The organism is Ideonella margarita, from assembly GCF_038066635.1.
Taxonomy (GTDB): domain Bacteria; phylum Pseudomonadota; class Gammaproteobacteria; order Burkholderiales; family Burkholderiaceae_C; genus Ideonella; species Ideonella margarita.
The window spans coordinates 342,930-367,614 of the sequence record NZ_JBBUTI010000005.1; the positions used below are offsets into that span (position 1 = coordinate 342,930).

At 66.8% G+C, this 24,685-nt stretch carries 27 protein-coding genes and 1 riboswitch; of the genes, 16 read left to right on the top strand and 11 right to left on the bottom strand.

The window, feature by feature from the left end:
* Nucleotides 1–159 precede the first annotated feature (159 nt).
* Entirely contained in the window at nt 160–1,713 is a 1,554-nt protein-coding gene (locus AACH00_RS09060; protein WP_341398780.1) for a UbiD family decarboxylase, read from the bottom strand.
* A 264-nt stretch (nt 1,714–1,977) separates the two neighbouring features.
* Between AACH00_RS09060 and AACH00_RS09065 the strand changes: the two genes are divergently transcribed.
* The 3 genes from AACH00_RS09065 to nrdR all read left to right on the top strand — a co-directional run bounded on the left by AACH00_RS09065 (nt 1,978) and on the right by nrdR (nt 4,970).
* A complete protein-coding gene (locus AACH00_RS09065; RefSeq protein ID WP_341398781.1) occupies nt 1,978–2,883 on the top strand; it encodes a lytic transglycosylase domain-containing protein in 906 nt (301 codons plus the stop codon).
* A 92-nt stretch (nt 2,884–2,975) separates the two neighbouring features.
* Nucleotides 2,976–3,103: riboswitch (ZMP/ZTP riboswitch) on the top strand.
* Nucleotides 3,104–3,164: 61 nt separating this feature from the next.
* Complete coding sequence (gene glyA / locus AACH00_RS09070; protein WP_341398782.1) at nt 3,165–4,415, top strand: serine hydroxymethyltransferase; 1,251 nt, start codon at nt 3,165–3,167, stop codon at nt 4,413–4,415.
* A 111-nt stretch (nt 4,416–4,526) separates the two neighbouring features.
* Nucleotides 4,527–4,970 carry a transcriptional regulator NrdR gene (gene nrdR, locus AACH00_RS09075; RefSeq protein WP_341398783.1) on the top strand — a complete coding sequence of 148 codons (444 nt, stop codon included), beginning with the start codon at nt 4,527–4,529 and terminating at the stop codon, nt 4,968–4,970.
* Between the two features lie 39 nt (nt 4,971–5,009).
* Here the strand turns inward: nrdR and AACH00_RS09080 are convergent, their stop codons facing one another.
* From AACH00_RS09080 to AACH00_RS09105, 6 genes are all read right to left on the bottom strand, one after another.
* Nucleotides 5,010–5,471, bottom strand: a complete 462-nt coding sequence (locus AACH00_RS09080; RefSeq protein WP_341398784.1) for a type IV pilin protein — start codon at nt 5,469–5,471, stop codon at nt 5,010–5,012.
* Between the two features lie 24 nt (nt 5,472–5,495).
* The gene (locus tag AACH00_RS09085) at nt 5,496–9,011 is read right to left on the bottom strand and encodes a pilus assembly protein (protein WP_341398785.1); all 3,516 of its coding nucleotides are present in this window, start codon (nt 9,009–9,011) and stop codon (nt 5,496–5,498) included.
* A 236-nt stretch (nt 9,012–9,247) separates the two neighbouring features.
* Nucleotides 9,248–9,703, bottom strand: a complete 456-nt coding sequence (locus AACH00_RS09090; protein ID WP_341398786.1) for a hypothetical protein — start codon at nt 9,701–9,703, stop codon at nt 9,248–9,250.
* 65 nt (nt 9,704–9,768) lie between these two features.
* Nucleotides 9,769–10,617, bottom strand: a complete 849-nt coding sequence (locus AACH00_RS09095; RefSeq protein WP_341398787.1) for a PilW family protein — start codon at nt 10,615–10,617, stop codon at nt 9,769–9,771.
* Between the two features lie 32 nt (nt 10,618–10,649).
* Nucleotides 10,650–11,243, bottom strand: a complete 594-nt coding sequence (pilV, locus tag AACH00_RS09100) for a type IV pilus modification protein PilV (RefSeq protein WP_341398788.1) — start codon at nt 11,241–11,243, stop codon at nt 10,650–10,652.
* Nucleotides 11,231–11,950 (bottom strand): GspH/FimT family pseudopilin, encoded by a 720-nt coding sequence (locus AACH00_RS09105; RefSeq protein ID WP_341398789.1) that lies wholly within the window; start codon nt 11,948–11,950, stop codon nt 11,231–11,233. Before AACH00_RS09105 ends, pilV begins: the two co-directional genes overlap by 13 nt.
* Between AACH00_RS09105 and ribD the strand changes: the two genes are divergently transcribed.
* From ribD to tolA, 11 genes are all read left to right on the top strand, one after another.
* The gene (gene ribD / locus AACH00_RS09110) at nt 11,940–13,067 is read left to right on the top strand and encodes a bifunctional diaminohydroxyphosphoribosylaminopyrimidine deaminase/5-amino-6-(5-phosphoribosylamino)uracil reductase RibD (protein WP_341398790.1); all 1,128 of its coding nucleotides are present in this window, start codon (nt 11,940–11,942) and stop codon (nt 13,065–13,067) included. The two genes, AACH00_RS09105 and ribD, sit on opposite strands and share 11 nt — an antisense overlap.
* A gap of 21 nt (nt 13,068–13,088) precedes the next feature.
* On the top strand, nt 13,089–14,192 hold the full coding sequence (gene ribBA / locus AACH00_RS09115; RefSeq protein ID WP_341398791.1) for a bifunctional 3,4-dihydroxy-2-butanone-4-phosphate synthase/GTP cyclohydrolase II: 1,104 nt from the start codon (nt 13,089–13,091) through the stop codon (nt 14,190–14,192).
* 33 nt (nt 14,193–14,225) lie between these two features.
* Nucleotides 14,226–14,690 (top strand): 6,7-dimethyl-8-ribityllumazine synthase, encoded by a 465-nt coding sequence (gene ribH / locus AACH00_RS09120; RefSeq protein ID WP_341398792.1) that lies wholly within the window; start codon nt 14,226–14,228, stop codon nt 14,688–14,690.
* The gene (gene nusB, locus AACH00_RS09125) at nt 14,687–15,157 is read left to right on the top strand and encodes a transcription antitermination factor NusB (RefSeq protein WP_341398793.1); all 471 of its coding nucleotides are present in this window, start codon (nt 14,687–14,689) and stop codon (nt 15,155–15,157) included. The genes ribH and nusB overlap by 4 nt, the downstream gene beginning before the upstream one ends.
* An 86-nt stretch (nt 15,158–15,243) precedes the next feature.
* Complete coding sequence (locus tag AACH00_RS09130) at nt 15,244–16,464, top strand: pyridoxal phosphate-dependent aminotransferase (protein WP_341398794.1); 1,221 nt, start codon at nt 15,244–15,246, stop codon at nt 16,462–16,464.
* A 44-nt stretch (nt 16,465–16,508) separates the two neighbouring features.
* On the top strand, nt 16,509–18,185 hold the full coding sequence (locus AACH00_RS09135; protein WP_341398795.1) for a serine/threonine-protein kinase: 1,677 nt from the start codon (nt 16,509–16,511) through the stop codon (nt 18,183–18,185).
* Nucleotides 18,182–18,622 (top strand): TssQ family T6SS-associated lipoprotein, encoded by a 441-nt coding sequence (locus AACH00_RS09140; protein ID WP_341398796.1) that lies wholly within the window; start codon nt 18,182–18,184, stop codon nt 18,620–18,622. Before AACH00_RS09135 ends, AACH00_RS09140 begins: the two co-directional genes overlap by 4 nt.
* Nucleotides 18,622–19,029 (top strand): tol-pal system-associated acyl-CoA thioesterase, encoded by a 408-nt coding sequence (ybgC, locus tag AACH00_RS09145; protein ID WP_341398797.1) that lies wholly within the window; start codon nt 18,622–18,624, stop codon nt 19,027–19,029. Before AACH00_RS09140 ends, ybgC begins: the two co-directional genes overlap by 1 nt.
* A complete protein-coding gene (tolQ, locus tag AACH00_RS09150) occupies nt 19,026–19,703 on the top strand; it encodes a protein TolQ (protein ID WP_341398798.1) in 678 nt (225 codons plus the stop codon). The genes ybgC and tolQ overlap by 4 nt, the downstream gene beginning before the upstream one ends.
* Nucleotides 19,704–19,718: 15 nt before the next feature.
* On the top strand, nt 19,719–20,147 hold the full coding sequence (locus AACH00_RS09155) for an ExbD/TolR family protein (RefSeq protein ID WP_341398799.1): 429 nt from the start codon (nt 19,719–19,721) through the stop codon (nt 20,145–20,147).
* A gap of 4 nt (nt 20,148–20,151) precedes the next feature.
* Nucleotides 20,152–21,105, top strand: coding sequence for a cell envelope integrity protein TolA (gene tolA, locus AACH00_RS09160; protein WP_341398800.1), 954 nt, complete (start codon nt 20,152–20,154; stop codon nt 21,103–21,105).
* On the opposite strand, the gene AACH00_RS09165 is transcribed toward tolA, so the two are convergent.
* From AACH00_RS09165 to AACH00_RS09180, 4 genes are read right to left on the bottom strand one after another with little or no spacing between them, the layout of a single operon-like run.
* On the bottom strand, nt 21,089–21,562 hold the full coding sequence (locus AACH00_RS09165; protein WP_341398801.1) for a DoxX family protein: 474 nt from the start codon (nt 21,560–21,562) through the stop codon (nt 21,089–21,091). The two genes, tolA and AACH00_RS09165, sit on opposite strands and share 17 nt — an antisense overlap.
* A 22-nt stretch (nt 21,563–21,584) precedes the next feature.
* On the bottom strand, nt 21,585–22,448 hold the full coding sequence (locus tag AACH00_RS09170) for an HvfC/BufC family peptide modification chaperone (RefSeq protein WP_341398802.1): 864 nt from the start codon (nt 22,446–22,448) through the stop codon (nt 21,585–21,587).
* Nucleotides 22,445–23,398: an MbnB/TglH/ChrH family RiPP precursor modification enzyme gene (locus AACH00_RS09175; protein WP_341398803.1), complete on the bottom strand. Its 954-nt coding sequence runs from the start codon at nt 23,396–23,398 to the stop codon at nt 22,445–22,447. The genes AACH00_RS09170 and AACH00_RS09175 overlap by 4 nt, the downstream gene beginning before the upstream one ends.
* 16 nt (nt 23,399–23,414) lie before the next feature.
* On the bottom strand, nt 23,415–23,690 hold the full coding sequence (locus AACH00_RS09180; RefSeq protein WP_341398804.1) for a BufA1 family periplasmic bufferin-type metallophore: 276 nt from the start codon (nt 23,688–23,690) through the stop codon (nt 23,415–23,417).
* Between the two features lie 159 nt (nt 23,691–23,849).
* Between AACH00_RS09180 and AACH00_RS09185 the strand changes: the two genes are divergently transcribed.
* On the top strand, nt 23,850–24,416 hold the full coding sequence (locus AACH00_RS09185; protein WP_341398805.1) for a sigma-70 family RNA polymerase sigma factor: 567 nt from the start codon (nt 23,850–23,852) through the stop codon (nt 24,414–24,416).
* Nucleotides 24,413–24,634, top strand: coding sequence for a zf-HC2 domain-containing protein (locus tag AACH00_RS09190; protein WP_341398806.1), 222 nt, complete (start codon nt 24,413–24,415; stop codon nt 24,632–24,634). The genes AACH00_RS09185 and AACH00_RS09190 overlap by 4 nt, the downstream gene beginning before the upstream one ends.
* The last annotated feature ends 51 nt before the right edge of the window (nt 24,635–24,685 follow it).

Sequence of the window (24,685 nt, forward strand, 5' to 3'; positions counted from 1 at the left end):
GGGTTGCCTTGCAGAGAAGGCATCTCGAAGATAGACCTCTGGCGCCGGCACCGCAAGCATTTCCCGACAGAAACCGTGACGTGCTCATGGTTTGCGTGTCGGCAATGGCACGCATTGCGCCAGCGCAGCCCCCGGACACGCACCAGCCGCCCGGAGCGCTCAACCCGCCATCAGCTTGTCGAACAGCGTGTGCATGCGCGCATCCACATCGGCATCCATCTTGATCGTGCGACCCCACTCCCGGCTGGTTTCACCCGGCCACTTGTTGGTGGCATCCAGGCCCATCTTGCCGCCCAGCCCGCTCACCGGTGACGCGAAATCAAGGTAGTCGATGGGGGTGGAATCAACCAGCGTGGTGTCACGCACCGGGTCCATCCGGGTGGTGATGGCCCAGATCACTTCCTTCCAGTCGCGGATGTTCACGTCGTCGTCCACCACCACGATGAACTTCGTGTACATGAACTGCCGCAGGAAACTCCAGAGACCGAACATCAGCCGCTTGGCATGACCGGGGTAGCTCTTGCGGATGGAGATGACCGCCATCCGGTAGCTGCAACCTTCAGGCGGCAGGTAGAAGTCAACGATCTCCGGAAACTGCTTTTGCAGGATGGGCACGAACACTTCATTGAGTGCAACGCCCAGCACGGCCGGCTCGTCCGGCGGCTTGCCGGTATAGGTCGAGTGGTAGATCGGATCACGGCGGTGCGTCAGGCGGCTGACTTCAAACACCGGGAACCAGTCCTGCTCGTTGTAATAGCCGGTGTGGTCGCCGTAAGGCCCTTCCAGTGCATGGAGGTAGCCGCCGACTTCCTTCAGCGGCACGCCGTGCTCGCTGACGCCGGTGTATCCGGCCGGCGCGGGCGGAATGTGGCCTTCCAGCACCATCTCCGAGCGGGCGGGCACCTGCAACTTCAGGTCGCCCTCCCCCACGCTGGCCTCGGCCAGTTCGGTGCGGCCACCGCGCAGCAGGCCGGCAAACTGATATTCACTGAGCGTGTCCGGCACCGGGGTGACGGCGCCCAGGGTGGTTGCCGGGTCAGCCCCCAAGGCGACGGCGATCGGGAACGGCTGCCCCGGGTTCACGCGGCCGAAGTCGCGAAAATCCAGCGCGCCGCCCCGGTGCGCCAGCCAACGCATGATCAACTGGCGCGGCCCGATGACCTGCTGGCGATAGATACCCAGGTTCTGACGCAGGCGCGGCTGCGGCACCTTCCTCGGCCCGCGCGTGATGACCAGGCCCCAGGTCAACAGCGGTGCCGCGTCACCAGGCCAGCAGAACTGGATCGGCCATTTGGCGAGGTCGATGTCACGCCCTTCCAGCACCACTTCCTGGCAAGGCGCGTTGCTGACGAGGGCGGGTTTCATGTCCCACACCGCCTTGGCCATGTCCCACAACTTGCCGGCCTCGCGCAGCGACTTCGGCGGCTCGGGCTCCTTCAAGGCTGCCAACAAGCGACCTACTTCACGCAATTCAGAGACTTCTGAAGCGCCCATGCCCAGCGCCACGCGGCGCGGCGTGCCGAACAGATTCGCCAGCACGGGCACGGTGTGCCCGGTCGGACGCTCGAACAGCAAGGCCGGCCCGCCTGCCTGCAGCACCCTGTCAGACAGGGCGGTCATCTCAAGGCGTGGCGACACCGAATCAGTCACTCGACGCAGCTCGCCCATGCGCTCCAGCCCCTGGATGAACTCGCGAAGATCCCGATATTTCATATCAAAAAGTAGTTAAGAGGCAAAGCCTTATGCTTGACCGGTTATTTCGAGCCTACCTACAATCCGGCTCAACGTTCTAGATACGGGTTTACCCGCGCCACGTAGTTCGGCGCAGTGACAGGGAAACCATCCCGCTTCTGCCGTGCTTTCCGAGTGCCTCGCACCGATTCACACCACGGCAGCCGATTATCACCACCCCAGGTTTGTACGCAGGCGCCTCGCCAGCAAGACCGCACCGGGTGGTGGCCCGAAGAAAGGAAACGCATGTCCGAGTCCACTTGGTGGCAGCGCATGACCGCAGCCACACGCCAGTCCGCCGGGATCTTCCTGCGCGACGTCGGCCACGGCCTGCTGGATGTCAGCCACAACATGCTCGCGCTGCTGGGTTTGCTGGTGGTGGCCACGGTGCTGTTCACCGCCGGCCGCGCAGACCTGCGCCAGTCGATGGAGCGGCAAGCCCTGGGCTGGCTGCAGGAGCGGCACGCCGAAACGCAGGAGCCCGCCGATTACGTGGCGATGCCGGATGATCCGGACGCCACCAACCTGGCCAAGGCCTTGGCCACCGACCCGGCCACGTTGAGCCGCCAGCAGTCGGCCGTCGCCACCTGGCTGTCGCGCCGCTATCACGTGGCCGCCGAACCGGTGGCCCGGCTGGTGCAGGAAGCCTGGCATGTCGGCCAGCGCGCCGGGCTCGATCCGACCCTGATCCTGGCCATCGTCGCCATCGAATCCAGCTTCAACCCGTTTGCGCAGAGCCCGGTGGGCGCCCAGGGCCTGATGCAGGTGATGACCCGGGTGCACAACGACAAGTACGAAGCGTTTGGCGGCAAGCTCACGGCGTTTGATCCGGTGACCAACCTGCGCGTGGGTGTGCAGGTGCTGCGTGAATGCATCACCCGCGCCGGCGGCCTGGAAGCCGGCCTGCGCTTTTATGTGGGCGCAGCCAACATGGACAACGACGGCGGTTATGCCTCCAAGGTGCTGGCCGAGCAGCAGTTCCTGGTCCGCGTTGCCGCAGGCCACGCCGTGCCTGTGACCGTCTCCACCCCGGCCTACACCGCGCCGGCAGCCGCAGCGGCACCGACGCCCAACTCGGGCGCTGCGTCGCAAGTGCCCCCGACCGAAGCTGCACCGACTGTCCAGCGCGAGCAGGTTGCGCTGGCGCACTGAGCCCGGCTGTGCGGTCTGACCGCCCTGGCAGCGCTGACAGGCCATTGCGGCCCTCAGCGTTGACCATCAACCGGCCACAAACCGGTACACTTGAGCCCACGCGCGACTGGCGATAACGCGACGGCCCGAACAAGGGCAGTCGTCGAGGTGGATCACCACCGGGAAGCGCGGGGCTGCTGAACAAGCAGCGTTATCAAAGCCGTTCGCCTGGGCACCCTGTCCCCGTCATGATCTGCATGCCGGGCGCACAGGCCCATCCGCCCCGACCAGAAGGAAATTCCATGTTTGACCGTTCCCAATCGACGATCGCCAACGTCGACCCCGAGCTGTTCGCCGCCATCCAGGCTGAAAACCAGCGCCAGGAAGAGCACATCGAACTGATTGCCTCGGAAAACTACACCTCGCCAGCCGTGATGGCCGTGCAGGGGAGCCAGCTGACGAACAAGTACGCAGAAGGCTACCCGGGCAAGCGTTACTACGGCGGCTGCGAAAACGTCGACGTGGTTGAGCAACTCGCCATCGACCGCGTGAAGCAACTGTTTGGCGCCAATTTCGCCAACGTGCAGCCGAACTCCGGCTCGCAAGCCAACCAGGCCGTGTTCTTCGGCCTGCTGCAGCCCGGCGACACCATCATGGGCATGAGCCTGGCCGAAGGCGGCCACCTGACCCACGGCATGCCGCTGAACATGAGCGGCAAGTGGTTCAACGTGGTGAGCTATGGCCTCGACGCCAATGAAGCCATCGACTACGACGCCATGGAAGCCCTGGCCCGTGAACGTCGCCCCAAGCTGATCATCGCTGGTGCTTCGGCCTACGCCCTGCGCATCGACTTCGAGCGCTTCTCGAAGATCGCCAAGGAAATCGGCGCCTACTTCATGGTCGACATGGCGCACTACGCCGGCCTGATCGCTGCAGGCGTCTACCCGAACCCGGTGCCATTCGCTGACGTGGTCACCTCGACCACCCACAAGAGCCTGCGCGGCCCGCGTGGCGGCATCATCCTGATGAATGACGAGGCGATCGCAAAGAAGATCAACTCGGCGATCTTCCCCGGCATCCAGGGTGGCCCGCTGATGCACGTCATCGGCGGCAAGGCCGTCGCGTTCAAGGAAGCCCTGAGCCCCGAGTTCAAGGCGTACCAGGAACAGGTCGTGAAGAACGCGAAGGTGCTGGCCGAAACCCTGATCGCGCGCGGTCTGCGCATCGTGTCGGGCCGTACCGAAAGCCACGTCATGCTGGTGGACCTGCGTCCCAAGGGTCTGACTGGCAAGGAAGCCGAGGCCATCCTGGGCGCCGCCCACATGACCTGCAACAAGAACGGCATCCCGAACGATCCGCAGAAGCCTATGGTCACCAGCGGCATCCGCCTGGGCACCCCGGCCATGACCACCCGCGGTTTCAAGGAAGAACAGGCACGTGCCACGGCACACCTGATCGCCGACGTGCTGGACAACCCGCACGACGAAGGCAACCTGGCCACTGTGCGCGCCAAGGTGTCGGCCCTGACGCGTGACTTCCCGGTTTACCGTTGAGTCCGCAGCCGGCGTGACCGCCGGCCGATAGCCCACCACAGGCCCGCAGGTCCATTGCCTGCGGGCCTGTGGCGCATTGAACGCCCTTCCCCACATTGATCGGTACCCGCCATGCGCTGCCCCTACTGCAGTCACGATGAAACCCAGGTTGTCGAGACCCGCGAGTCCGACGAAGGCGATGTGGTTCGGCGTCGGCGCCGATGCAGCAAATGCGAGAAGCGCTTCACCACGTATGAGCGCGCGGAAATCGCCTTGCCGGCCGTGGTCAAGCGTGGCGGTGCCCGGGTGGAGTTTGACCCCGCCAAGCTGCGCGCCTCGATGACCCTGGCCCTGCGCAAGCGCCAGGTGAGCATCGAGCAGATCGATGCCGCGATCGAGCGCATCCAGGAAAAGCTGCTGGCCAGCGGCCTGCGCGAAGTACCCTCCACCCGCGTGGGCGAGTTGGTGATGCGTGAACTCAAGCGCCTCGACAAGGTGGCCTACGTGCGCTTTGCCTCGGTGTACCGCAGCTTCGAAGACGTTGACGAGTTCAGCCGACTGATCAAGGAAATCTGAGCCTGGGGTGGTTTGGGCAGTGAAACAGCTCGCCAGCCTTCAGCGCCAGCAGTCTTTCACGGCCCACCGCGCGGTGGCGCCGACGCCCTTTTCACCCAGGTCGGACAGGGTGAGCGTGCCGCAATTTGCATCGGCGACCACGGGCTCGGCCAGTATCAAGAAGGTGTGCGGATCATCTGCCGGGATCACAACGCTCAACCGGTGATGAGCGACGCTGCCCGGTGATCCGGCCGGCGCCGTCATCAGGCCCGAGGACGGCAGGTAGGCGGCTTCGTTGGCGCCGGCATAGCTGTTCTTCGCAGCGTGGAAGCGCTGCAGGTAATGCACCACCTGCATCATCACGGCCTGGGCATCGCTGCGGCGGGCTCTGGCCACATGGTCCAGATACGCTGGAAGCGCCAGGCTGCCAAGCACGCCAATGATGGCCAACACAGCCAGCAGCTCCAGCAGGCTGAAGCCGCGAATCAGCCGCTTGGTCGGTCTGCAGTGCAGGCATGCCATGGGGGGCGCGTCGAAGGGTTGGCATCAACGCGGCTGCGGCGGCTGCAGCAAGGGGCGCCATACGCGGTCCACGATGCGCCGCACTTCACCACCGCACTGGCCCTCACACGGAATGCAGAGCGGCGTGACGGCACCACCCGGGCTGACGCGGCGCACCAGATGAAAACCTGGCGCACACACCCCGCCCGAGTCAGGTGGACGGCGTTCAGCCGTGCGTGCATCGCCCTCCCCCACCCGCACCGACTCCGACTGCAGCAAGCCCCAGCCGTCCACGCTGCTGACCACTGCGGCCACGCCTGAAACGTCAGTGGCATTCACCAAGCCGTCGCCGTTGGTATCGAGGGCTGGCGCCTGTGGCGCCCCGCCGGTGGAGACCGACAGCAGGAACGCCATGCCTTCAGCAGGCCTGCTCTCACAGGGCAAGGCCACTTGCCCCGGGCGCACGACGTTCAACAACACCTTCGACAGCACCCGTTGAGGCGTGTGCAGCAAGCGCCAGCCCGGCAGGCCCTCGAGGTCCAGCACCCAGCCCGCCTGCCGCGTCCAGTCAACAGCCTGAGAACTCACGCGGCGATACACCTGGCCGGACATCAACTCAGGCCCGCCCAGTTGCTGCACTTGAAGATTGCTGCGCGTGCGGGGCTGGAATGGTCCGGAGCTGCCCGGTGAGGCCGGCGGCCCCGTCAGCGCCTGGTCGGGTGTCGGGTCCCAGACGCCGTACAAGCTTTGCAATGAGGTATCCAGCGCATCCGTGGCGGTGATCAAGCGGCCTGAGCCAAACACCACCATCCGGCCACCGCCGGTGTGCGGCACGAGCACCGGTGCTGCGGTGATCGACTGGCTGACGCCTGCCGATTGAAACAACGGTCGGCCCTCCAGGCCCACACGCCAACGCGTCGGCCCGCCCGCGGCCAGATCGAAGCGCCAGAGTTGCCCCTCCAGATCGCCTGCATAGATGGCAATCACCTCCCCCGCAGTGTCACGCAGCAACTGCACGCCCATCAAACCATTGCCCTGCCCACCCGGAACAACCAGGCGATGGACCTCGGCCGGCCGCTCCAGGTTGACCGCCAGCAAGGCGGCCTGCCCACCTGGACTGGCGGCGCCGTTGCCAAAGAAGGCAAACCAGCCTGCACCCTGAACGTGCCCAACCCTGACTGGCGTGGTGACATGCCCAAGATCAGGATCATTGCTCAGGTCGAACACCACCTGATTCGCGGTCGGCGGGTTGCCGTTTGACGGGAGCTTCAGACCAAACACCGACCGACCACCGCCGCCCATGCTGCCCAGCACCAGCGTTTCCCAGCGCCCGGACAGCCAGGCCTGCGCCTCGGTCAGCGGGCCATCCACACCCAGGTGATGGGGCTGAGCTTCGGTGCCGTAAGCCGTGCTCAGCCAACCCGACAACCAGGGCCACGCGCCGGCCGGCACATAGGCCATCACCTCGTCGCCGGTCGCACCGTTCACCAGATGGAACATGCCGTCATTGCTGCCGAAACCCACACTGCCGCTCGCCGACGATGCCGCTCGTTCGGCCAGGTAAACGGGATAGGCCGCCGCTGCAGCGCGGTCGCTCAAGGCCTGGTAGCCCATGTCCACCGCTTGGTTGATCACAAGGGGCGGCGCATTGACGACGCCACCGATGGGCTGCGCTTGCAGGCTGCGCCAGCCGGCCGCGAGCTCGGGCGGCACGCCGCCGCCACGGACCAGGCTCACTACGCTGGCAGAGCCCAGGTAAGCACGGGCAAGGTCGTCAAGATCATGCCAGTTGAAGGCCACGCCAGTGCCCCGCCGTGTGTGCCAGGTGAATACGCGGCGCTGCGTTTCGCCTGTCGCCTGCAATGAGCAGCGCAACTGATCCGCCGCTGACCACTTGGGCGGCACGTCAGGCGCGTTGCCCTGCAGTGCCGCCGCATCCACCAGGCGCACGTCGCCTGACCATCGGCCTGGCTCGAACATCGCCTGAACCCAGGAGAGGTCAGCGCCTGCCCCGGCGGAGTAAGCCACTTGTGAAGACATCACCTGGGCCGGTGTGCTCGCCCGCAACAACACGCTGTCGAGCGCCGCCGACAAGCCCTCGGCGGTGGTGGCCGGATGAAAGTCGCCGGCGGTATTGACCGCGGCATGCCAGAGATCATCAATGCGCGCTGCCGTGTTCTGACGCGGGTCAGGCCAATTCAACGCGCCTTGCGCCAGACGACGCAGGGTGTCGCGGCGCTGCTCATCGGTCGCGGCGGGCAAGGTGCCTTGCACCCCGAGCCCGATGGCAAAGGTGTTCAGGTGCTGCCAGAAGGCAATGTCGCTGCCGCCGGGGCGGAGCAGGTTGGGCAGCCCGGGCTGCAGGTCTTCCACGAAGTCCCGCATGACCACGTCGGCCAGGGTGTCAGCAAGCGCTGGCGCGCTGTCAAGGTAGGGCCGGCGGGCGAGGTAACGCGTCTGCCGCCAGCCGCCAGGGTTGGACAGGGCATGGTCCGGCCCATCCTTGCCGTCGACATCGCCGGCGCCCACGTAGAAGTCGTTGTAATACCCGTCCGTCAGGATGACGTTGGCTGAGCGCCGGCAACCGGCAGCCGGTGCTGACGCATCACCATCGTCATTCAACCAGGCGCTGTTCGTGCCTGTCTGGCGGAAGTACTGCCCGACGGCCTCCACGGCGCTGCGCATCGGGGTGGTGGGCCACGACTGCACCGCCTGCAGCCCGGCCAGCACACGCCCCAGATGGTCGCTGGTCAGAGGAAGCACCGGCTGCTGCGCCACCGCCCCGGGCTGCAACAAACCCTGGCTGCCGTTCATCTGGCTCCAGCCGAGCCGCAGGCGCCCTTGGTATTGCACAAGCGCCTCCGACAAGGCGGCCTTGGTGAGGGCCTCGCGCGTGCGGTGGTAGGTGAACCAGTTGGCGAAGTTCTGCCGCTCTTCAGCTTGGGTGCAGCGGCTGGCGAGGCAGTCAGCTCGACCGGGGGCTTTGACGACCGGCGCATGTTCACCATCGACATTCACATCGAATCGACGGTAGGCGTTGGCCAAGGTCGGGTCTGCACCGGCCTGCAGGCGATAGACCAGGCCCGGGCTGAAGAGCTGTGTGCCGGCACTGCAGAGGTGGCTCGCCGCACACCAGGTCGCATCGATGACCAAGGTACCGGTGAGGTTGAAGACCGCGCTGGCGTTCGCCACATCCCAGGGCGCTTTGTCGGCAGAAAAGGCTGGACGGCGCGCTCCGCCGCTGCCGGTCACCCAAGGCAGGTAGCGACGATCAGGGTTGTAGAAAAGCGCATTCACGTCCGGCGAGCGGAACTGCCTCTGGAAAATGGCGTCATCGTCGGCCGTGACGTGTTTGGCAGCGCTCACCACCCCGTCGAGATAGCCCGCAGGGCCGCGACCGAGCTTGCGCGGATCAGCTGGAAAACCCGCCAGCCAGTAGCGGGTGCAGGACGGCCCGCAGGGCGCCGTGCCGTTGAGCGTCACAGCCGCCCCATTGACCGGAAATGGCCCCTCCGGCATGAAGTCCGCGAGCATCGAACCGGAGTCGTCCAGTGTGAACATGACATTCGGGCTCGGTGCGGGTGGCGCCGGCTGAAGCAGCGGCTGCTGGGCCGGCAACAAGTCGGCCGCTGCAGCCATGGGCGCAAATGACAAGCCCAATCCAAGATGGAAAGTCAGACGCCAACACAAGCGCAGGGCCTGGTCGCCAAGCGTCGTCACGGGGTCCGCAGGCAGGCGCGAGCGGGATTCGGAAAAGAACAGAGGCATTCGCGTGCTCCGTGGCAATGGCAGGAACATCAGGGCTCAATCGGCGCCAGCAGCACGGTCGACTGCGACCACGCGGCTGCTCCGAGGCGGGTGCGACCAAGCGCGTCGGGTTGATAGTTTTGGCTGAACCCGCGCGCCGTCACATCGACCACCTCACCGCCCCCGGGTAGCACTCGCCGCTCGGCCAGGCACTGAGGCAGGTAGGCGGGAGCAGCGGCGCCCGACAGGAGCTCGGCGGGCACGGTTGCTGCCAGCACCATCGACCCGGACCAGGCATCAAATCGCTCCCAGAGCGCGCCGGTATCAAGTGGCTCATGCACCGTGACAGCGGGGTTGGGCTGAAGCAATTGGCGCTCGCACCAGCGCAATGCCAACTCGGCAGCCTGCTGTGCCTGCAGCTGTATGCGCATGCCCGACGCGACGCTGTCGACGCCCTGCGCCGCGCGCATCACAGCCATGGCTGTCAAGCTGATCAAGGCCAGCATCACCAGTGACACGATCAGGGCTACACCCTGCTGGGGGGCAGCAAGGCTGCGCGACGGGCGCCGGCTCACAAGCTGCTCCCGACCCGGTTGTGGAGCAGCACCGTGGTGGTGAAGGCCCGGTAGAGGCGCCGATCAGTTGGCTGCACGGCGGCGCCGAAGGGGTCGCAGCCGCTGTAGGACTGCGGCACGCCGGCCAGCAGGTCGTCCTCACTGCGAATGACCAGGCAGGCGCGAACGGCCAGCACCTTGCCCCACGCACCGTCAGCGTTCACCTGCGCTGCAGAGGCGTAATACAGCACACGGCCCAGCGTCAGTTCGCCAGACCCGGACGATGACCCGTCCCCAGGCGAAGGCGCAGCGTCAACGTCAGGCCCGACGCCGTACAGCAACCGCAAGTCGCTCACGTGCTCCACCAGCATCTGCGCGCCGGTATTGCCCGGGCCCAGGCATTTCAAGCCACCATCCTCAACGTACAAGCGGCTGTAAGACAGATACAGCGGATTGCCGCTGCCGTCGGAGTCAGGCAAGCGATTGCCCAGGCAATCCAGCGGCCGGCCGTCAGAGGCCAGGCTGTTGCGAAGATCTGCCTGGAAGACGATCGCCAAAGCGTCGGGACCGTTGCCACCGCGGCAGCTGAGCTGGTCGATGCTGTCAGCCGGTCGGACGAACAGGTTGTCGCACCCCTTGATGGCGAGCCCCGTGCGGCGGCGAGCCAGTCGGCCGTCCGGCCCCACCGACCAAGGCACGCTGTACCCGGCGGGGGCCAGCTGGGCCCGCAGGATGCCGAACGCCACAGAAGCGTCTTCGGTCATCTGCATCGTCGCGCGGGCCACGCGGCCGGTGGAGGCTGCAGCCAGCGTGACGCCGTACAGCGCACCCAGCAACACCAGGCTGACCACCAAGGACACCAGCATGTCGACCAGGGTGAAACCGCCGCAGTCTCGTTTCACAACGCCACCCTGAAGCTCAGGCACCGCACCTGCGGTTCGGCATTCACCAGATCTGGCGGGCACTCCAACTGGCCGACAAGAGCCAAACCTCGTTGCGCGGCACCCGCCAGCGTCGACGGATCACGCCACATCACCCAGATGTAGGCGGCCTGCCCGGAGGCCACCACGCGGATGGCGCCTGCGCCTTGCGGCAAGGCATCAAACAGGGCCTTCCGCCACTGCGCCAGATCCTGTGCAGACAACTCGGCGGCGGTGCATGCCCTGGCCTCCTGACAAGCTGAGGGCGCATCGGGTGCATCGCGCTGAAGGCTGCTCACCTTCAGTTGATAGCTGCCGAGGTGCGCAGCGCCGGCATTGGCGCGCATGCGATCAGCGATGTCCGCGGCCAGCAGCACTGCCAGCGCTCGGTACTCGCTCGCTTTGGCCTGCCCCGATGCCGACGCCAGCAAGCCCGCCAGAGACATCACGCCCAGCGATGTCACCAGCAGGGCCGCCAGGGTTTCAATCAAGGAAAAACCGCCGGATGAGCACCGTGGCCCACCAGGGAGCGAGAGAGCATGGCCGGAACCCGGCTCCATCAGCTCGCGCATTCAGCCTCCGCCGTCACACGGGCCCGTCCGGGCTTGTTGATGCAGACCGTCTGGCTGCCGTCGACCGCGGCATCGACACGCGCGGCGCCCAACGGCAGAAAGCGCAAACGGGACGCAGCGGTGAGTGAAATGCCCGAAGCCTCGAACGACACTGACCGCACCGTGCCCAGCACCGGCCCGTCTTGAGGCCCGGCCTGGTGCACCTTGATCAACAGGTCATTCGCGCTCATGTCGCCGCGGCTGTCGCGGTCCACGAACATCAGCCAGCCGCCGCTCCAGTCGCGGCCGCTGCGCATGCAGCGTGCCGGGGCGGCGCCAAGCGCCGGATCACGCGCGCACAAGGAGACTACTTCGCCACGCTGCAAAGCCTCACGCCGGGCCTGCTGTATCGCAGAGCGGAACTCGGCCACCTGGCTTTCCACGGCCCGGCGAGAGAGCTGTCTTTGCCACGATGGCCACGCCGCGCCTGCCAGAATTGACAGCACCAGCAGGGTGATCAACAGCTCGATGAGGGTATAGCCCCGGATGCCAACCGGTGTGACAAGGCAACGCGGTGTTTGGTGCATGGTCCAGCCTGTGAGACGCCACGACGAGAACTGCTTCGCTACTGCCAGCGCCCGATTCTTCGTACCCACCCCCTGCAGAACATCCCTCATGCGGGGGAAAATCGACAACGTTGCGCCCAACGAAACCACGATGACCCACACCCCTGCGAACGATGCGAACTGGCTGATGGCCGCCCTGGCGCTGGCCGCCCGTGCCGTCGGCCTGACCGACCCCAACCCGCGGGTGGGCTGCGTGCTGATCGCCGCGGACGGCCACACCGTGCTGGGCGAAGGCCATACCCAGGCCGCCGGTGAGGCCCATGCCGAGGTGATGGCCCTGCGCGATGCCGCCAGCCGGGGCGTGAGCGTGGCGGGGGCCACCGCCTACGTCACGCTGGAGCCTTGTGCCCACCATGGCCGCACCGGCCCCTGTTGCGACGCCCTGATCAAAGCGGGCATTGCCCGCGTGGTGCAGGCCGTGGGTGACCCCAACCCGGCCGTCAACGGACAAGGTGCCGCGCGCCTTCGTGCAGCCGGTATCCAGGTGGATGACGGCCCAGTCCACCTGGCGATCGAGGCCCGGGAGCTCAACATCGGCTTCTTCTCACGCATGGAGCGTCAGCGCCCATGGCTGCGAATGAAGATGGCCGCCTCGCTGGATGGGCGCAGCGCACTCGACAACGGCGTCAGCCAATGGATCACCAGCTCGCAGGCGCGCACCGACGGCCATGCCTGGCGTCGACGCGCCGGCGTGGTGCTCAGCGGCGCCGGCACGGTGCTCGAGGACAACCCGCGTCTGGACGTGCGGCTGGTGGAAACCGCGCGCCAACCCCTGCGTGCCGTCATTGATTCCCGGCTCGACACGCCGCTGGATGCCCGCCTGTTCGAGGTCGACAGCCCCGTGCTGCTGTTCGCCGCCCATCCGGCCACCGAGCGCATCGACGCCCTGCGCGTCCGCGGCGCCGAGGTCATCTGCCTGCCAGACGCCCAAGGCAAGGTCGACCTGGCCGCCGCGCTGGCCGAGCTGGGCGCCCGCCAGATCAACGAGGTTCACCTCGAAGCCGGCGAGCGCCTGAATGCCTCCTGGCTGCGCACCGGGCTGGTGGATGAGCTGCTGATTTACCTGGCCCCGATGCTCATCGGCGCGGGCCGGGGCATGGCCGCACTCGGCCCGCTGCAGGCGCTGGAGCAGGCCGCCCGCTTCGAATTTCACGATGTGTGCCGGATCGGCCCTGATGTTCGAGTGCTTGCTCGACAAACGACGAACCCGCCCGACTGACTCCCCGCCTACAATCGGGGGATGCCCATTTCTCCTGTTCCCGAGCTGGTTGCCGAGCTGGCAGCCGGCCGCATGGTCATTCTGGTTGACGAAGAAGATCGCGAAAACGAGGGCGATCTCGTGCTCGCCTCCGATCACGTCACGCCAGAAGCGATCAATTTCATGGCCAAGTACGGCCGCGGCCTGATCTGCCTGACGCTCACGCGTGAGCGCTGCGAGCGCCTGCAGCTGCCCCCAATGGCGGCCCGCAACGGCACCGCCCACGGCACCGCGTTCACCGTGTCGATCGAGTCCCGCGAAGGCGTGACCACCGGCATCTCGGCCGCCGACCGTGCCCGCACCGTGCAAGCCGCCGTGGCCCGTGACGCCCATCCGCGTGACCTGGTGCAACCTGGCCATATCTTCCCGCTGCAGGCCCAGGACGGCGGCGTGCTGATGCGCGCTGGTCACACTGAAGCCGGCTGCGACCTCGCCGGCATGGCCGGTCTGACGCCCTCGTCGGTGATCTGCGAGATCATGAATGACGACGGCACGATGGCCCGCCTGCCCGATCTGCAGATCTTCGCCCGCGAACACGGCTTGAAGATCGGCACCATCGCCGACCTGATCACCTACCGCAGCCGCAACGAATCGCTGATCACCCGAGCCGGACAGCGCCAGCTGACGACGGCACAGGGCGAATTCACCGCCCATGTGTTCCGCGACCGCTCCGGTGGCGTGCACCTGGCCCTGGCCACCGGCCAGTGGGCCCCGACCGACGAAGTGCTGGTGCGTGTGCACGAGCCGCTGTCGGTGCTCGACCTGCTGGATGCCGGCAGCAGCAACAGCCACTCGTGGTCGCTGCCCAAGGCCCTGTCGGCCTTGAAGGCCAGCCCGGCCGGCGTGGCCGTGCTGCTGAACTGCGGCGCCGAAGCCGCCGGCGCCCTGCTCGGACAACTGCTGCCTGCCGCCGACGCCCCCGTGGTGCGGCCGTCGGTCGACCTGCGCACCTACGGCGTGGGCGCACAGATCCTTCGCGAGTTGGGTGTCAGCCGGATGAAGCTGCTGGGCAGCCCGCGCCGCATGCCGAGCATGACCGGTTACGGGCTCGAGGTGACCGGCTTTCTGGCCGCCAACCCGGCTTGATGAATTTTCTGACTTTGACAAGGACACGCCACCATGCTGGGTGCTGACAAGGGCCAAAGCGGCTCGCTGAAGGGTGAAGGCCTGGTGATCGGCATCGTGCGTGCGCGCTTCAACGACGCCATCACCAGCAAGCTCGCCGACAACTGTCTGGCTGAACTGGCTGCCATGGGCGTGCTGGACAAGCACATCACCCAGGTGACCGTGCCCGGTGCGCTGGAAGTGCCCGTGGCGCTGAAGGCCATGGCCGACAGCGACGACTACGACGCGCTGATCGCCCTGGGCTGCATCATCCGCGGCGAGACCTACCACTTTGAACTGGTGGCCAACGAAAGCGGCGCGGGCGTGACCCGCATCTCGCTCGACCACCAGATTCCGATCGCCAATGCGATCCTGACTGTCGAGAACGAAGCGCAGGCGTGGGCCCGCACCGAAGAAAAAGGCCGAGACGCTGCCCGTGTGGCCGTTGAAATGGCCAACCTGATGGACGATTTGCTGTGACCACTCCCACCTCCCCTGCCAAGAAGCGCACTGCGCCAAAATCGGCCCGCCGCCGCTCGCGCGAAATCGCCCTCCAGGGCCTGTACCAGTGGCTGGTGTCGGGTGAGGACGCCGGCGTCATCGACGCCCACATGCGCGAGCAGGAAGGCTTCGACAAGGTCGACCGCGCGCACTACGACGCCCTGCTGCACGGCTGCATCACCGAGGCCGCTGACCTTGACGTGGTGCTGGGTCGCCATGTCGACCGCCGCACCAGCGAGCTGTCGCCGGTGGAACATGCCGTGCTGCTGATCGGCACCTACGAGCTGAAGCACTGCATCGACGTGCCGTACCGCGTCGCCATCAACGAAGCGGTTGAGCTCGCCAAGAGCTTCGGCGGCACCGATGGCCACAAGTACGTGAACGGCGTGCTCGACAAGGCCGCTGGCGACCTGCGCGCCACGGAAATCCAGGCTCGGTCACGCTGACCGGCTTGTTGCCTGTGCCCCAACGCGCACCCCTGCGCACCTCTGACAAGCGCCCTCGCCGGGCGCTTGTTGCTTGAAGTTCCAGCATGAAGCTCGCCAGCCGCCTCGACCACATCGATCCGTTCTACGTGATGGAGTGCGCCAAGGCGGCTTCCGCGCTGGCAGCCAGCCCGGCGTGTGACCCCGCCCAGGGCGGCTCGCCGATGATCTTCCTGAACATCGGTGAGCCCGACTTCACGGCGCCGCCGCTGGTGCAGGCTGCCGCGCAGGCTGCCCTGCAGGCCGGGCGCACGCAGTACACCGATGCCAACGGCCTGGCGCCGCTGCGCCAGGCACTGTCGGACTGGTACGCCAGCCGTTTCGGCCTGACGATCGACGCCCGCCGCATCGTCATCACGGCCGGCGCATCGGCTGCCCTGCAACTCGCCTGCCTCGCCTTGTTCGAGACCGGCGACGAAGTGCTGATGCCGGACCCGTCCTACCCCTGCAACCGCCATTTCGTGGCGGCCACCGGGGCAACGGCCAGGTTGCTGCCGGCCGGCCCGGAACACCGCTTCCAGCCTGACGCCGCCACCGTGGCTGCGGCCTGGACACCCGCCACACGCGGCGTGGTGCTGGCATCGCCTTCGAACCCGACGGGCACCTCCATCACGCCAGAGGCGCTGGAGGCCATTGCCCGCACCGTGCGCGCGAACGGCGGCGTGACCATCGTCGACGAGATCTACCTCGGCCTCAGCTACGACGACCGCTTCAGCCAGAGCGCCCTGGCCCTGCCGGACGGGCTGGGCGAGCAGGTCATCTCGGTCAACAGCTTCTCCAAGTACTTCAGCATGACGGGCTGGCGCCTGGGCTGGCTGGTGCTGCCCGAGCCCCTCGTGGGTGCGGTCGAGAAGTTGCAGCAGAACCTCTACATCTGCGCATCCACCGTAGCCCAGCATGCCGCGCTGGCCTGTTTCGCGCCTGACAGCCTGGCCGAATACGAACGCCGCCGTGCCGCCTTCCGCGAACGGCGCGACGTGGTGGTGCCTGCCCTCAACGCCATGGGCCTGACCGTGCCGGTGATGCCCGACGGCGCGTTCTATGCCTGGGCCGACTGCAGCGCCTTCAGCGACGACAGCTGGCAGTTCTGCCTCGACGTCATGAACGAGGCCCACGTGGCCCTGACGCCCGGCAAGGACTTCGGCCCGGCTGCCGCCAGCCGCTATGTGCGCCTGTCCTTTGCCAACAGCCTGCCGCAGCTGGAAGAGGCCATGAACCGTCTGGCGCTGTTTTTGCGCCGCCGGGAATCCCAGGCCAGCCGCGCTTGAGGAAGATGGCCATGTCTGCGTCAAGTTTGCGTATGCTCCAGTCCATGCGCTGGAAGCTGTTCGGTCGCAAGGTTGAGCAGAGCCCGCCAGAGGCGTCCGACTCGACCTTCGAGGCCACCACTGTCGAAGACCTGCCGCCCGGCCTCGCAGAAGCCTTGGCGGCACATGGCGCTGCGCCTGTGGCCGGCCCGGGCGATGCTGGTGACGCCGGCATTCACGCCAACAACATCATCGGCCACGTTGGCCGCTACGCACTCAAATCGGTGCTCGGCGAAGGTGGTCTCGGGACGGTGTATGCCGCCTGGGACCCGCTGCTGTCGCGCCCGGTGGCCGTGAAGACCCTGCACCTGCATCTGCACCTCGAGGCCGGCAAGACCGAAGCCCTCGACAGCATGATACTGAACGAGGCGCGCGCCGCCGCGCGGCTGTCGCACCCCCACATCGTCACGGTGTTTGATGCCGGCCCGTCCGAGCAGGGCATCTACATCGCGATGGAACCCTTGCGGGGCCGCGATCTGCGGCACCTGCTGCAGGAAGGCTGGCGTCCGACGCCGGTCGAGGTCGCCCACCTGGTGCGTCGGGTGGCAGACGCCCTGGCCTATGCTCACGGCAAGGGCGTGGTGCACTGCGACATCAAGCCCGCCAACATCTTCATGGTCGGCCGCAAGCAGCCCAAGGTGCTGGATTTCGGCATTGCCCGCGTCACGCAGCGTGATGGCTCGACCGTGGAAGGGCCGGTCGCCGGCTCACCGTATTACCTGGCACCTGAACAGGTGGTTGGAGGCCCGATCGACCGGCGTGTCGACGTGTATTCGCTGGGCGTGGTGATGTACGAGTTGCTCACCGGGCAGCGTGCTTTCACCGGCGCCACAGTCGACGACATCACCCGGGCCGTGCTGGAAGACCCGACGCCCGTGGCGCGCAAGTCGAACCCGAAGGTGCCGGCAGGTCTGTCGGCGATTGCCCGCCGAGCGATGGCCCGGGCACCGGAAGAGCGGCTGGCCTCTGCCCGACACCTCGCGTCCGAGCTGCGCCACTGGCTTGATTCCCAGGAAGCGCAAGCCCTGGGTGAGCCCCCCAGTCAGCGTCGCGGCCGCTGGGCTGCCCTGCTCGGCGTGGCGTTGACGGCCGGCGCCGTGACCGCCGTGTGGATGAACGCCAGGTCGCGCCCCGCCAGCGACCCCCCCCTGCAAGCCGCTGCCCCGGCCGCCAGCGCAGCATTGCTTGAGGCGTCGGCCCCGCTCGCCACGGCGAATGCCGGTGGCTTGGCCACCGACGAGCGCTGGGCCGACACGCCTGCCACGTCTGCCTCCGGCCCAGCCACCCTGAAGACCGACGCCGAACCACCTGCCTCGACTGAAAAGCCGGCGGCCAAGGACAAAGACAAGGACAAGGCGCGTGATGCCGCCGCAACCGCGCGCACCGACAAGGAGCGCCGCAAGGCCGAGGCCAAGGACAAAAAATCGCGCGACGACGCCACAGCGGCCGACCGCCCTGCCGTGCCGGTGGCCACTGGCACGGTACAGTTGGCAATCAGCCCGTGGGGCGAGGTTGAGGTTGACGGCAAGCCCGCCGGCACCGCGCCACCCCTGACGCGTCTGACCCTGCCGGCCGGCCGTCACACCATCACCGTGCGCAATGGCGATTTCCCCGCCTATGTCCGCAACGTCGAGGTGGACCCCGACCACCCACAGCAAGTCAAACACAGATTCGGTCCGTGACGCTGCCTGCCACCTCCCGCCCCGCCCTGCGCCTGCCCCGCTTCAGCGCCGCCGCGCTCTCGCTGGCCCTGCCCTTGCTGCTGTCGGCCTGTGCCGGCCTGATGAACAAGCCTGCTGCCAACACGCCCAGCGTCACCGACGCGATGGCCAAGCCGGCCGAGCGCCAGCTGGTGGCGGCATTGCGCCTGTATGACGACGCCATGTACCGCGAAGCCGAAAAGGCCCTCGACGAGGCGCTGCGTCTGAAGCTGTCGAACCCGCGTGACCAGGCCACCGCCTGGAAGACGCTGGCCTTCATCTACTGCACCAGCGGCCGCAAGCCCGAGTGCGAAAAGGCCTTCCGCAGCGCCCGCAGCGCCGACCCCGAATTTGCCCTGAGCAAGGCCGAGGCCGGTCACCCCGTCTGGGGCCCGGTGTACGCGGCTTCACGCCGCTGATGCAGCCCGTCCACGCCCACGAACACCCGGTGCGGGTGTACTGGGAAGACACCGACGCCGGTGGCGTTGTCTTCTACGCCAACTACCTGAAGTTCTTCGAGCGCGCCCGCACCGAATGGCTGCGGGCCTTGGGTGTTGGCCAGCAGGCGCTGGCCGATGAGACCGGCGCCATCTTCGTGGTGGCGCATACCGAGTTGCGCTACCTGGCCCCGGCAAGGTTGGATGACGCCCTGCGCATCACCGTGGATCTGCGTGAGCTCGGGCGCGCCGCGATGGTGGTGCACCAGCAGGCCTGGCGCGGCGAGCAGCTGTTGTGCGAAGGCCAGATCCAGATTGCCTGTGTGGACCGGGGAACCTTCCGGCCACGACGAATTCCGACATCGATCACCCAACTGATCTCACCATGAACCAGGATCTCTCCATCGTTTCTCTGATCATGCACGCCAGTCTGGTCGTGCAGCTGGTCGTGGCCGGCCTGCTGGCCATTTCGCTGGCCAGCTGGACGGTGATCTTCTCCAAGGGCGTGGGGTTGTCTCGCGTGAAGGCGGCCCATGAAGAGTTCGAGCAGACCTTCTGGTCTGGACAGAACCTGCAGGACATCTACAAGGCCGTCAGCACGAAGCCCGATGCCTCGCCGATGGAGCGGCTGTTCGCCAGCGGCATGCGCGAATTTCTCAAGCTGCGTGAACGCCAGCTGGACGCCGCCACCCAGCTCGACGGCGCCCGCCGCGCCATGCGCGCCAGCCTGCAGCGCGAGCTCGACACGCTGGAAGGCAACATCGGCTTCCTCGCCTCGGTCGGATCGGTCAGCCCGTATGTCGGCCTGTTCGGCACGGTCTGGGGGATCATGCACGCCTTCGTCGGCTTGTCGAACCTGCAGCAGGTGACGCTGGCCACCGTGGCGCCGGGCATTGCTGAAGCGCTGGTCGCCACCGCCATCGGCCTGTTCTCGGCCATCCCGGCGGTGATTGCCTACAACCGCTTCGCGCGCCAGATCGACCGCATCGCGACGCAGCTCGACAGCTTCACCGACGAGTTCTCCAACATCCTGCAGCGCAATGTCGGCGCCGCCGGCCGCTGAGCGTCGGAGCAGCAGATGCCCGGTGTAGCTCCTCGCGGCAGTGGCCGCCAGCGTCGCTCGATGAACGAGATCAATATGGTTCCGTTCATCGACGTGATGCTCGTCCTGCTGATCATTTTCATGGTCAGCGCCCCGCTCATCACCACCGGCGTGGTCGATCTTCCCAGCGTGGGCAAGGCCAAGACACGGCCGCAATCGGTCATCGAGATCACGGTTGCGAGTGACGACAAGCTCAAGCTCAAGGTCGACAAGGGCGAGGCGTTGACCATCACCCTGGCACAAGTCGCCGGGCGCGTACGCGACGCCCAGGGCGGCAGCGCCGAGGTGCCTGTGGTGATCAGCGCCGACAAGCAGGTGCGCTACGAAACCGTGGTGAAAGTGATGGATACGCTGCAGCGCGCCGGTGTTCAGCGCGTCGGCCTGTCTGTCAAACAAGGCGGCTGAACCCTTGAGCACGGCCCTTGACACCCTCAGCGTGCCGCGCGAAAGCCTGCGGCCGCCCAGTGCGGACCAGCCTCGCTTCGGCCTGCTGATGTCGCTGATGGCGCACGCCGGCCTGGTGACGGCGCTGACGCTGGGCGTGCAATGGCGAACCGAAGAGCCCGCTGGCGTGGAGGCCGAACTCTGGGCCGCCACGCCGGAACTGGCCGCGCCGCGCACCGAAGCGCCGCCTGTTGAGCAGCCCGCGGTCGAGCCGCCCCCGCCCCCGCCTCCGCCGCCAGTAGCAGAACGCAAGCCGACGCCGCCACCGCCGCCGCCCGCAGTGGAGGAGCGCGAAGCCCAGATCGCCATCGAGAAGGCTGAAAAGGCCAAGCTCGAGAAGAAGCGCCAGGAAGAAGAGCGCCAGGCCGCCGAGAAGAAGAAGGCCCAGGACGACGCGCGCAAGAAGAAGGAAGAGGCACAAAAGCGGGAGCACGAACGCGAACGCGACGAGCAGGACCGCAAGTTGAAGGCCGAGAAGGCGGACAAGGCCCAAAAAGCCGACAAGGAGCGCCGCGACAAGCTGGCCGCCGAGAAGGCTGACCAGGCCGCCAAGGCGGCGCGGGAAGACCAGATCCGCCGCATGAACGCCCAGTTGGGTGGTGGCACCGGTGCGCCAGGCAGCACGGGCACGGCCGCGCGCGACGCTGGCCCCTCCGCCGGTTATGCCGGCCGCATCAAGGCCCGCATCAAGCCGAACATCGTGCTGACCGACGACATCGTTGGCAACCCGATCGCCGAAGTGGAAGTGCGGCTGGCCGCCGACGGCACCATCATCGGCCGCAAGATCTCCAAGACCAGCGGCTCCAAGGCCTGGGACGACACGGTGCTGCGCGCGATCGACCGCACCGCCATCCTGCCGCGCGACACCAACGGCAAGGTCGAACCGGTGATGCTGATCAGCTTCAAGCCCGTCGAGTAAAACCGCGGGCTGCCAGCCAGGCGTCCGCCGACCACTGGCCCGGCCCCCAGAGCAGCAGCGCCAGCAGCAGGCTGCCCCAGAACTGGTGCTGCTGCAGCGCGGCCGGCGCGATGTCAGCCAGGCTGAGCACGGCGACGATGTTCAGCACGCTCAGGCCCAAGGCACCAAAGCGCCCAAACAAGCCGAGCACCAGCAGCACCGGCAACACCAGCTCGCCGGCGGTGCCGGCCCAGGCGGCCAGCTCGGGCGGCAGCAGCGGCACCTGGTACTCAGACTCGAACAAGGCCAGCGTGGTGTCCCAATCGCGCAGCTTGGTCAGGCCAGAGGCAAAAAACACCTGCGCCACATACAGGCGCGCCGCCAGTTGCGCCAATGGCTGCAGGGCATCCAGGCGCTCGTGGCACCAATGCACCAGCTCATCAAAGCGGGTACGTGTCGTCGCGATCAAAGCCATCATGGCCATCTCCAGATTTGTGTTTTCAGAGGGTCTCGGGCGCATTGCCGAGGCTGACCTGAACCAGCCAACCCGATTGCACGGCACGCACCAACCAGCCTTCGAATGACAACGGTGGTGATTCGGCGGCCGCGAATTCCAGGGCCGGCCCCAAGGCCTGGCCCTGCAGCAGTGATTGGGTAAAGCTGGCCTCTGGCGGTGTCAAAGGCTCAACAGCCACCCGCCAGCCGTCGCGCACCACCAGCACCGGCTCGGCATGGCCTTGCTGCAGCGCCTCGCGCAGGGCCGCAAACGCCGGTGCGCGCTCGGTATGGCCCTCTGGCCATTGGTGGGCGGTCCAGATCAGGCGCAAAGGCCAGGGGCTGATCAGCACGGCGCTGCCCGGTTGCAGATGCAGCAGCGCCTGCCCGGCCTCCGGGCTGGCCAGCAGCGCCAGCGTGTCGGGTTGAGGGGACGCATCCACCGCACGGCTGGCCTGGTGCACCAGCCATTCCAGCTCGGCCGTGCTGGCCAGCCACGGGCCGGCCTCCACCACCTCAGTTTGCTGGCTCAACCACGCGGGCAGCGCTTCGCCCCAGCAGGCAAGGTCACCACGCACCGGCGGCGCGTCGCGCCAGAACTGCCGGGCGAGTGCGGCAAAGTCCGCTTCACCCAGCATTTGCTGCACCACCGGAAAGACGCTGCCCAAGGCGCGCGGTGCCAGCGCCAGCGCATTGCGCCGGTAACCCTTCAGTCCCTCGTCGGGGGCCGCATCACCGCGCTGGCCAGGCCACGGGGTTATCTGGGCCACCAAGGCCTGCGGTTCAGCTTCGGCCCGAATGGCCTGCAACAAGGTCTGCTGCCGCAGGGCCTCGGCGCGCAGCGCTTCGTCCGTAAGTGGGGGTGTCATGCCAACACCCCTTGTGAAAGCACGCGCTGCTGGATGCGCGCCGCCTGGGCGGCCTCCCCCAGCAACACATCAAACGACGGGATGTCGGTGTCCCATTCCACCAGCGTGGGTATGGGCCGACCCAGGCGGCGAACCGCATGCTCGTACACCTGCCACACCTCGTCGCGCACCAGCGAGCCGTGGTCGTCAATCACCAGCGGCCCTTCGTCATTGAAGCCCGCGAGGTGGACCTCACCAACGGTCGACACATCCAGCTCATCGATCCAGGCACAGGCGGCGCGCACCGGTTCACTCACGCCGCCGTTCAGGGCATTCACGACCAGGTTGTTCACGTCGAGCAGCACGCCGCAGCCGGCCTGCCGGCATATGGCGTTGAAGAAGGCAGGCTCGGTCATGTCCTGCTCCGCCCAGCGCACACAGGCAGACAAATGCTCGATCAACAAAGGGCGCTTGAGGCGCTCCTGCACCTGCTGCACATGGCGCACCATCAGCCCGAGCGAGGCTTGGGTGAAGGCCACCGGCAGCAAGTCACTGCCATGCACTGGCACCGCGTGCCCGGGCAGCTGTGCGCGGGCGAAACAGGCGTGGTCAGACACCCGCACGGGGCCAACCCGCGCCACCAGTGCCGCCAGCTGATCGAGATGCCAGGCATCCAGGCCGCAGGCACTGCCCAGGGCCAAACAGACACCGTGCAGGCTGATCGGATAGCGCTCGGCAGCCAACTCCAGCGCGGCCAGGGCCGCACCGCCGGGCGCAAAGAAGTTCTCGCTGTGCACTTCGATGAAACCCAGCGCCGGCCGCTGCGCCAGCAAGGCCCGCTCATGCGGTTGGCGCCAGCCCACGCCCACCGAAGCCATGTCGGCCGCGTCTGGCAGCGCATGCACGGGCACGGCGGCGGGTGACGAGGTTGATGACAACATGGGCGTGGCGCTGGTCAGGGGCAAGGGCAAGGGCAGGGTCAGACAGTCACTTCTTCATGGCCATCTTGGCTTCATCAGCCGTCATGCCCTTCATGTCCTTGCAGGTACCCTTCGGGACGAACTTCCATTCGCCGGGTTCGTTGTCGCCCTTGGCCTGGCCGGCGCACGAGTGGCTGCCGCTCAGGTTGGCGCAATCGTTCTGACCGGCCTTGGCGATGCCGAAGCACTTCTCCTTGGCCTTGTCCTGCGCGCTGGCGCCTGAGGCCATGCCCAGTGCCAGAACGGCGGCCAGAGCGGAAGAGATCATGAGTTGCTGAGACATGGTGTGCTCCTTGAAGCGGTTTCAAACAGGTGGGATCAGCAGCGCGGCGGCCGGTTGGCTGCCACATCAGTTGGCCACATCGGGCGGCCACGAAGAGTCAGTCGACCGGCGATCGAATTCCTTACACTGCCACCCAATTCCATCACTTTCCGCCCTTTCATGAGCAACTTTCACCGCGATGTGGAGCAGCTGAGGCCGCAGCTGATGCGCTACGCGCGCAGCCAGTTGCGCAACGATGCCTGGGCGGAAGACGCGGTGTCGGAGACCCTGCTGGCCGCCATCGAGAAGCCGCAAACCTTCGCCGGCGGCTCACAGCTGAAGACCTGGCTCATCGGGATCCTCAAGCACAAGCTGGTGGATCAGCTGCGCCGCCACCGCCGTGAAGCCACGGTGCTGAGCGCCGATGACGACTGCGACCTCGACGGCCTGCTGTTTGATGACACCGGTCACTGGCGCGAAAGCCCGGTGGAGTGGGACGAGCAACCCGAGCGCCGGCTTGGACAGCAGCAATTCATGGCGGTGCTCGATGCCTGCGTCGAGCAACTGCCCGCAACTCAAGGGCGCGTTTTCATGATGCGTGAGTGGCTGGAACTGGACACCGACGAAATCTGCAAGGAATTGGCCATCAGCTCGACCAACCTGTGGGTGCTGCTGCACCGTGCCCGACTGCGGCTGCGTGATTGCCTGCAGACCCATTGGTTCGGCACCGAGGGAGTCCGTCCATGAGCTTGAACCTGATGTTGAACTGCCGCCAAGCCACCGCCCTGGTGTTGAAAGCCGAAGACCGCAGCCTGGAATGGCCGGAGCGCCTGCGCCTGCGTCTTCACTTGATGATGTGCACGCCCTGCCCGCGTTTCGTGCGGCAGGTGAAGCTGATGCGCGGCGCCGTTGGCCAGTGGCGCCAGTACGTCGACGAGGACCGGCCTGACGATCTGGGCCGCTAAAGCGCGGCTTTTCCCGCCGCTGCGCTCAAAACCCGCCACTACGATCGGCCC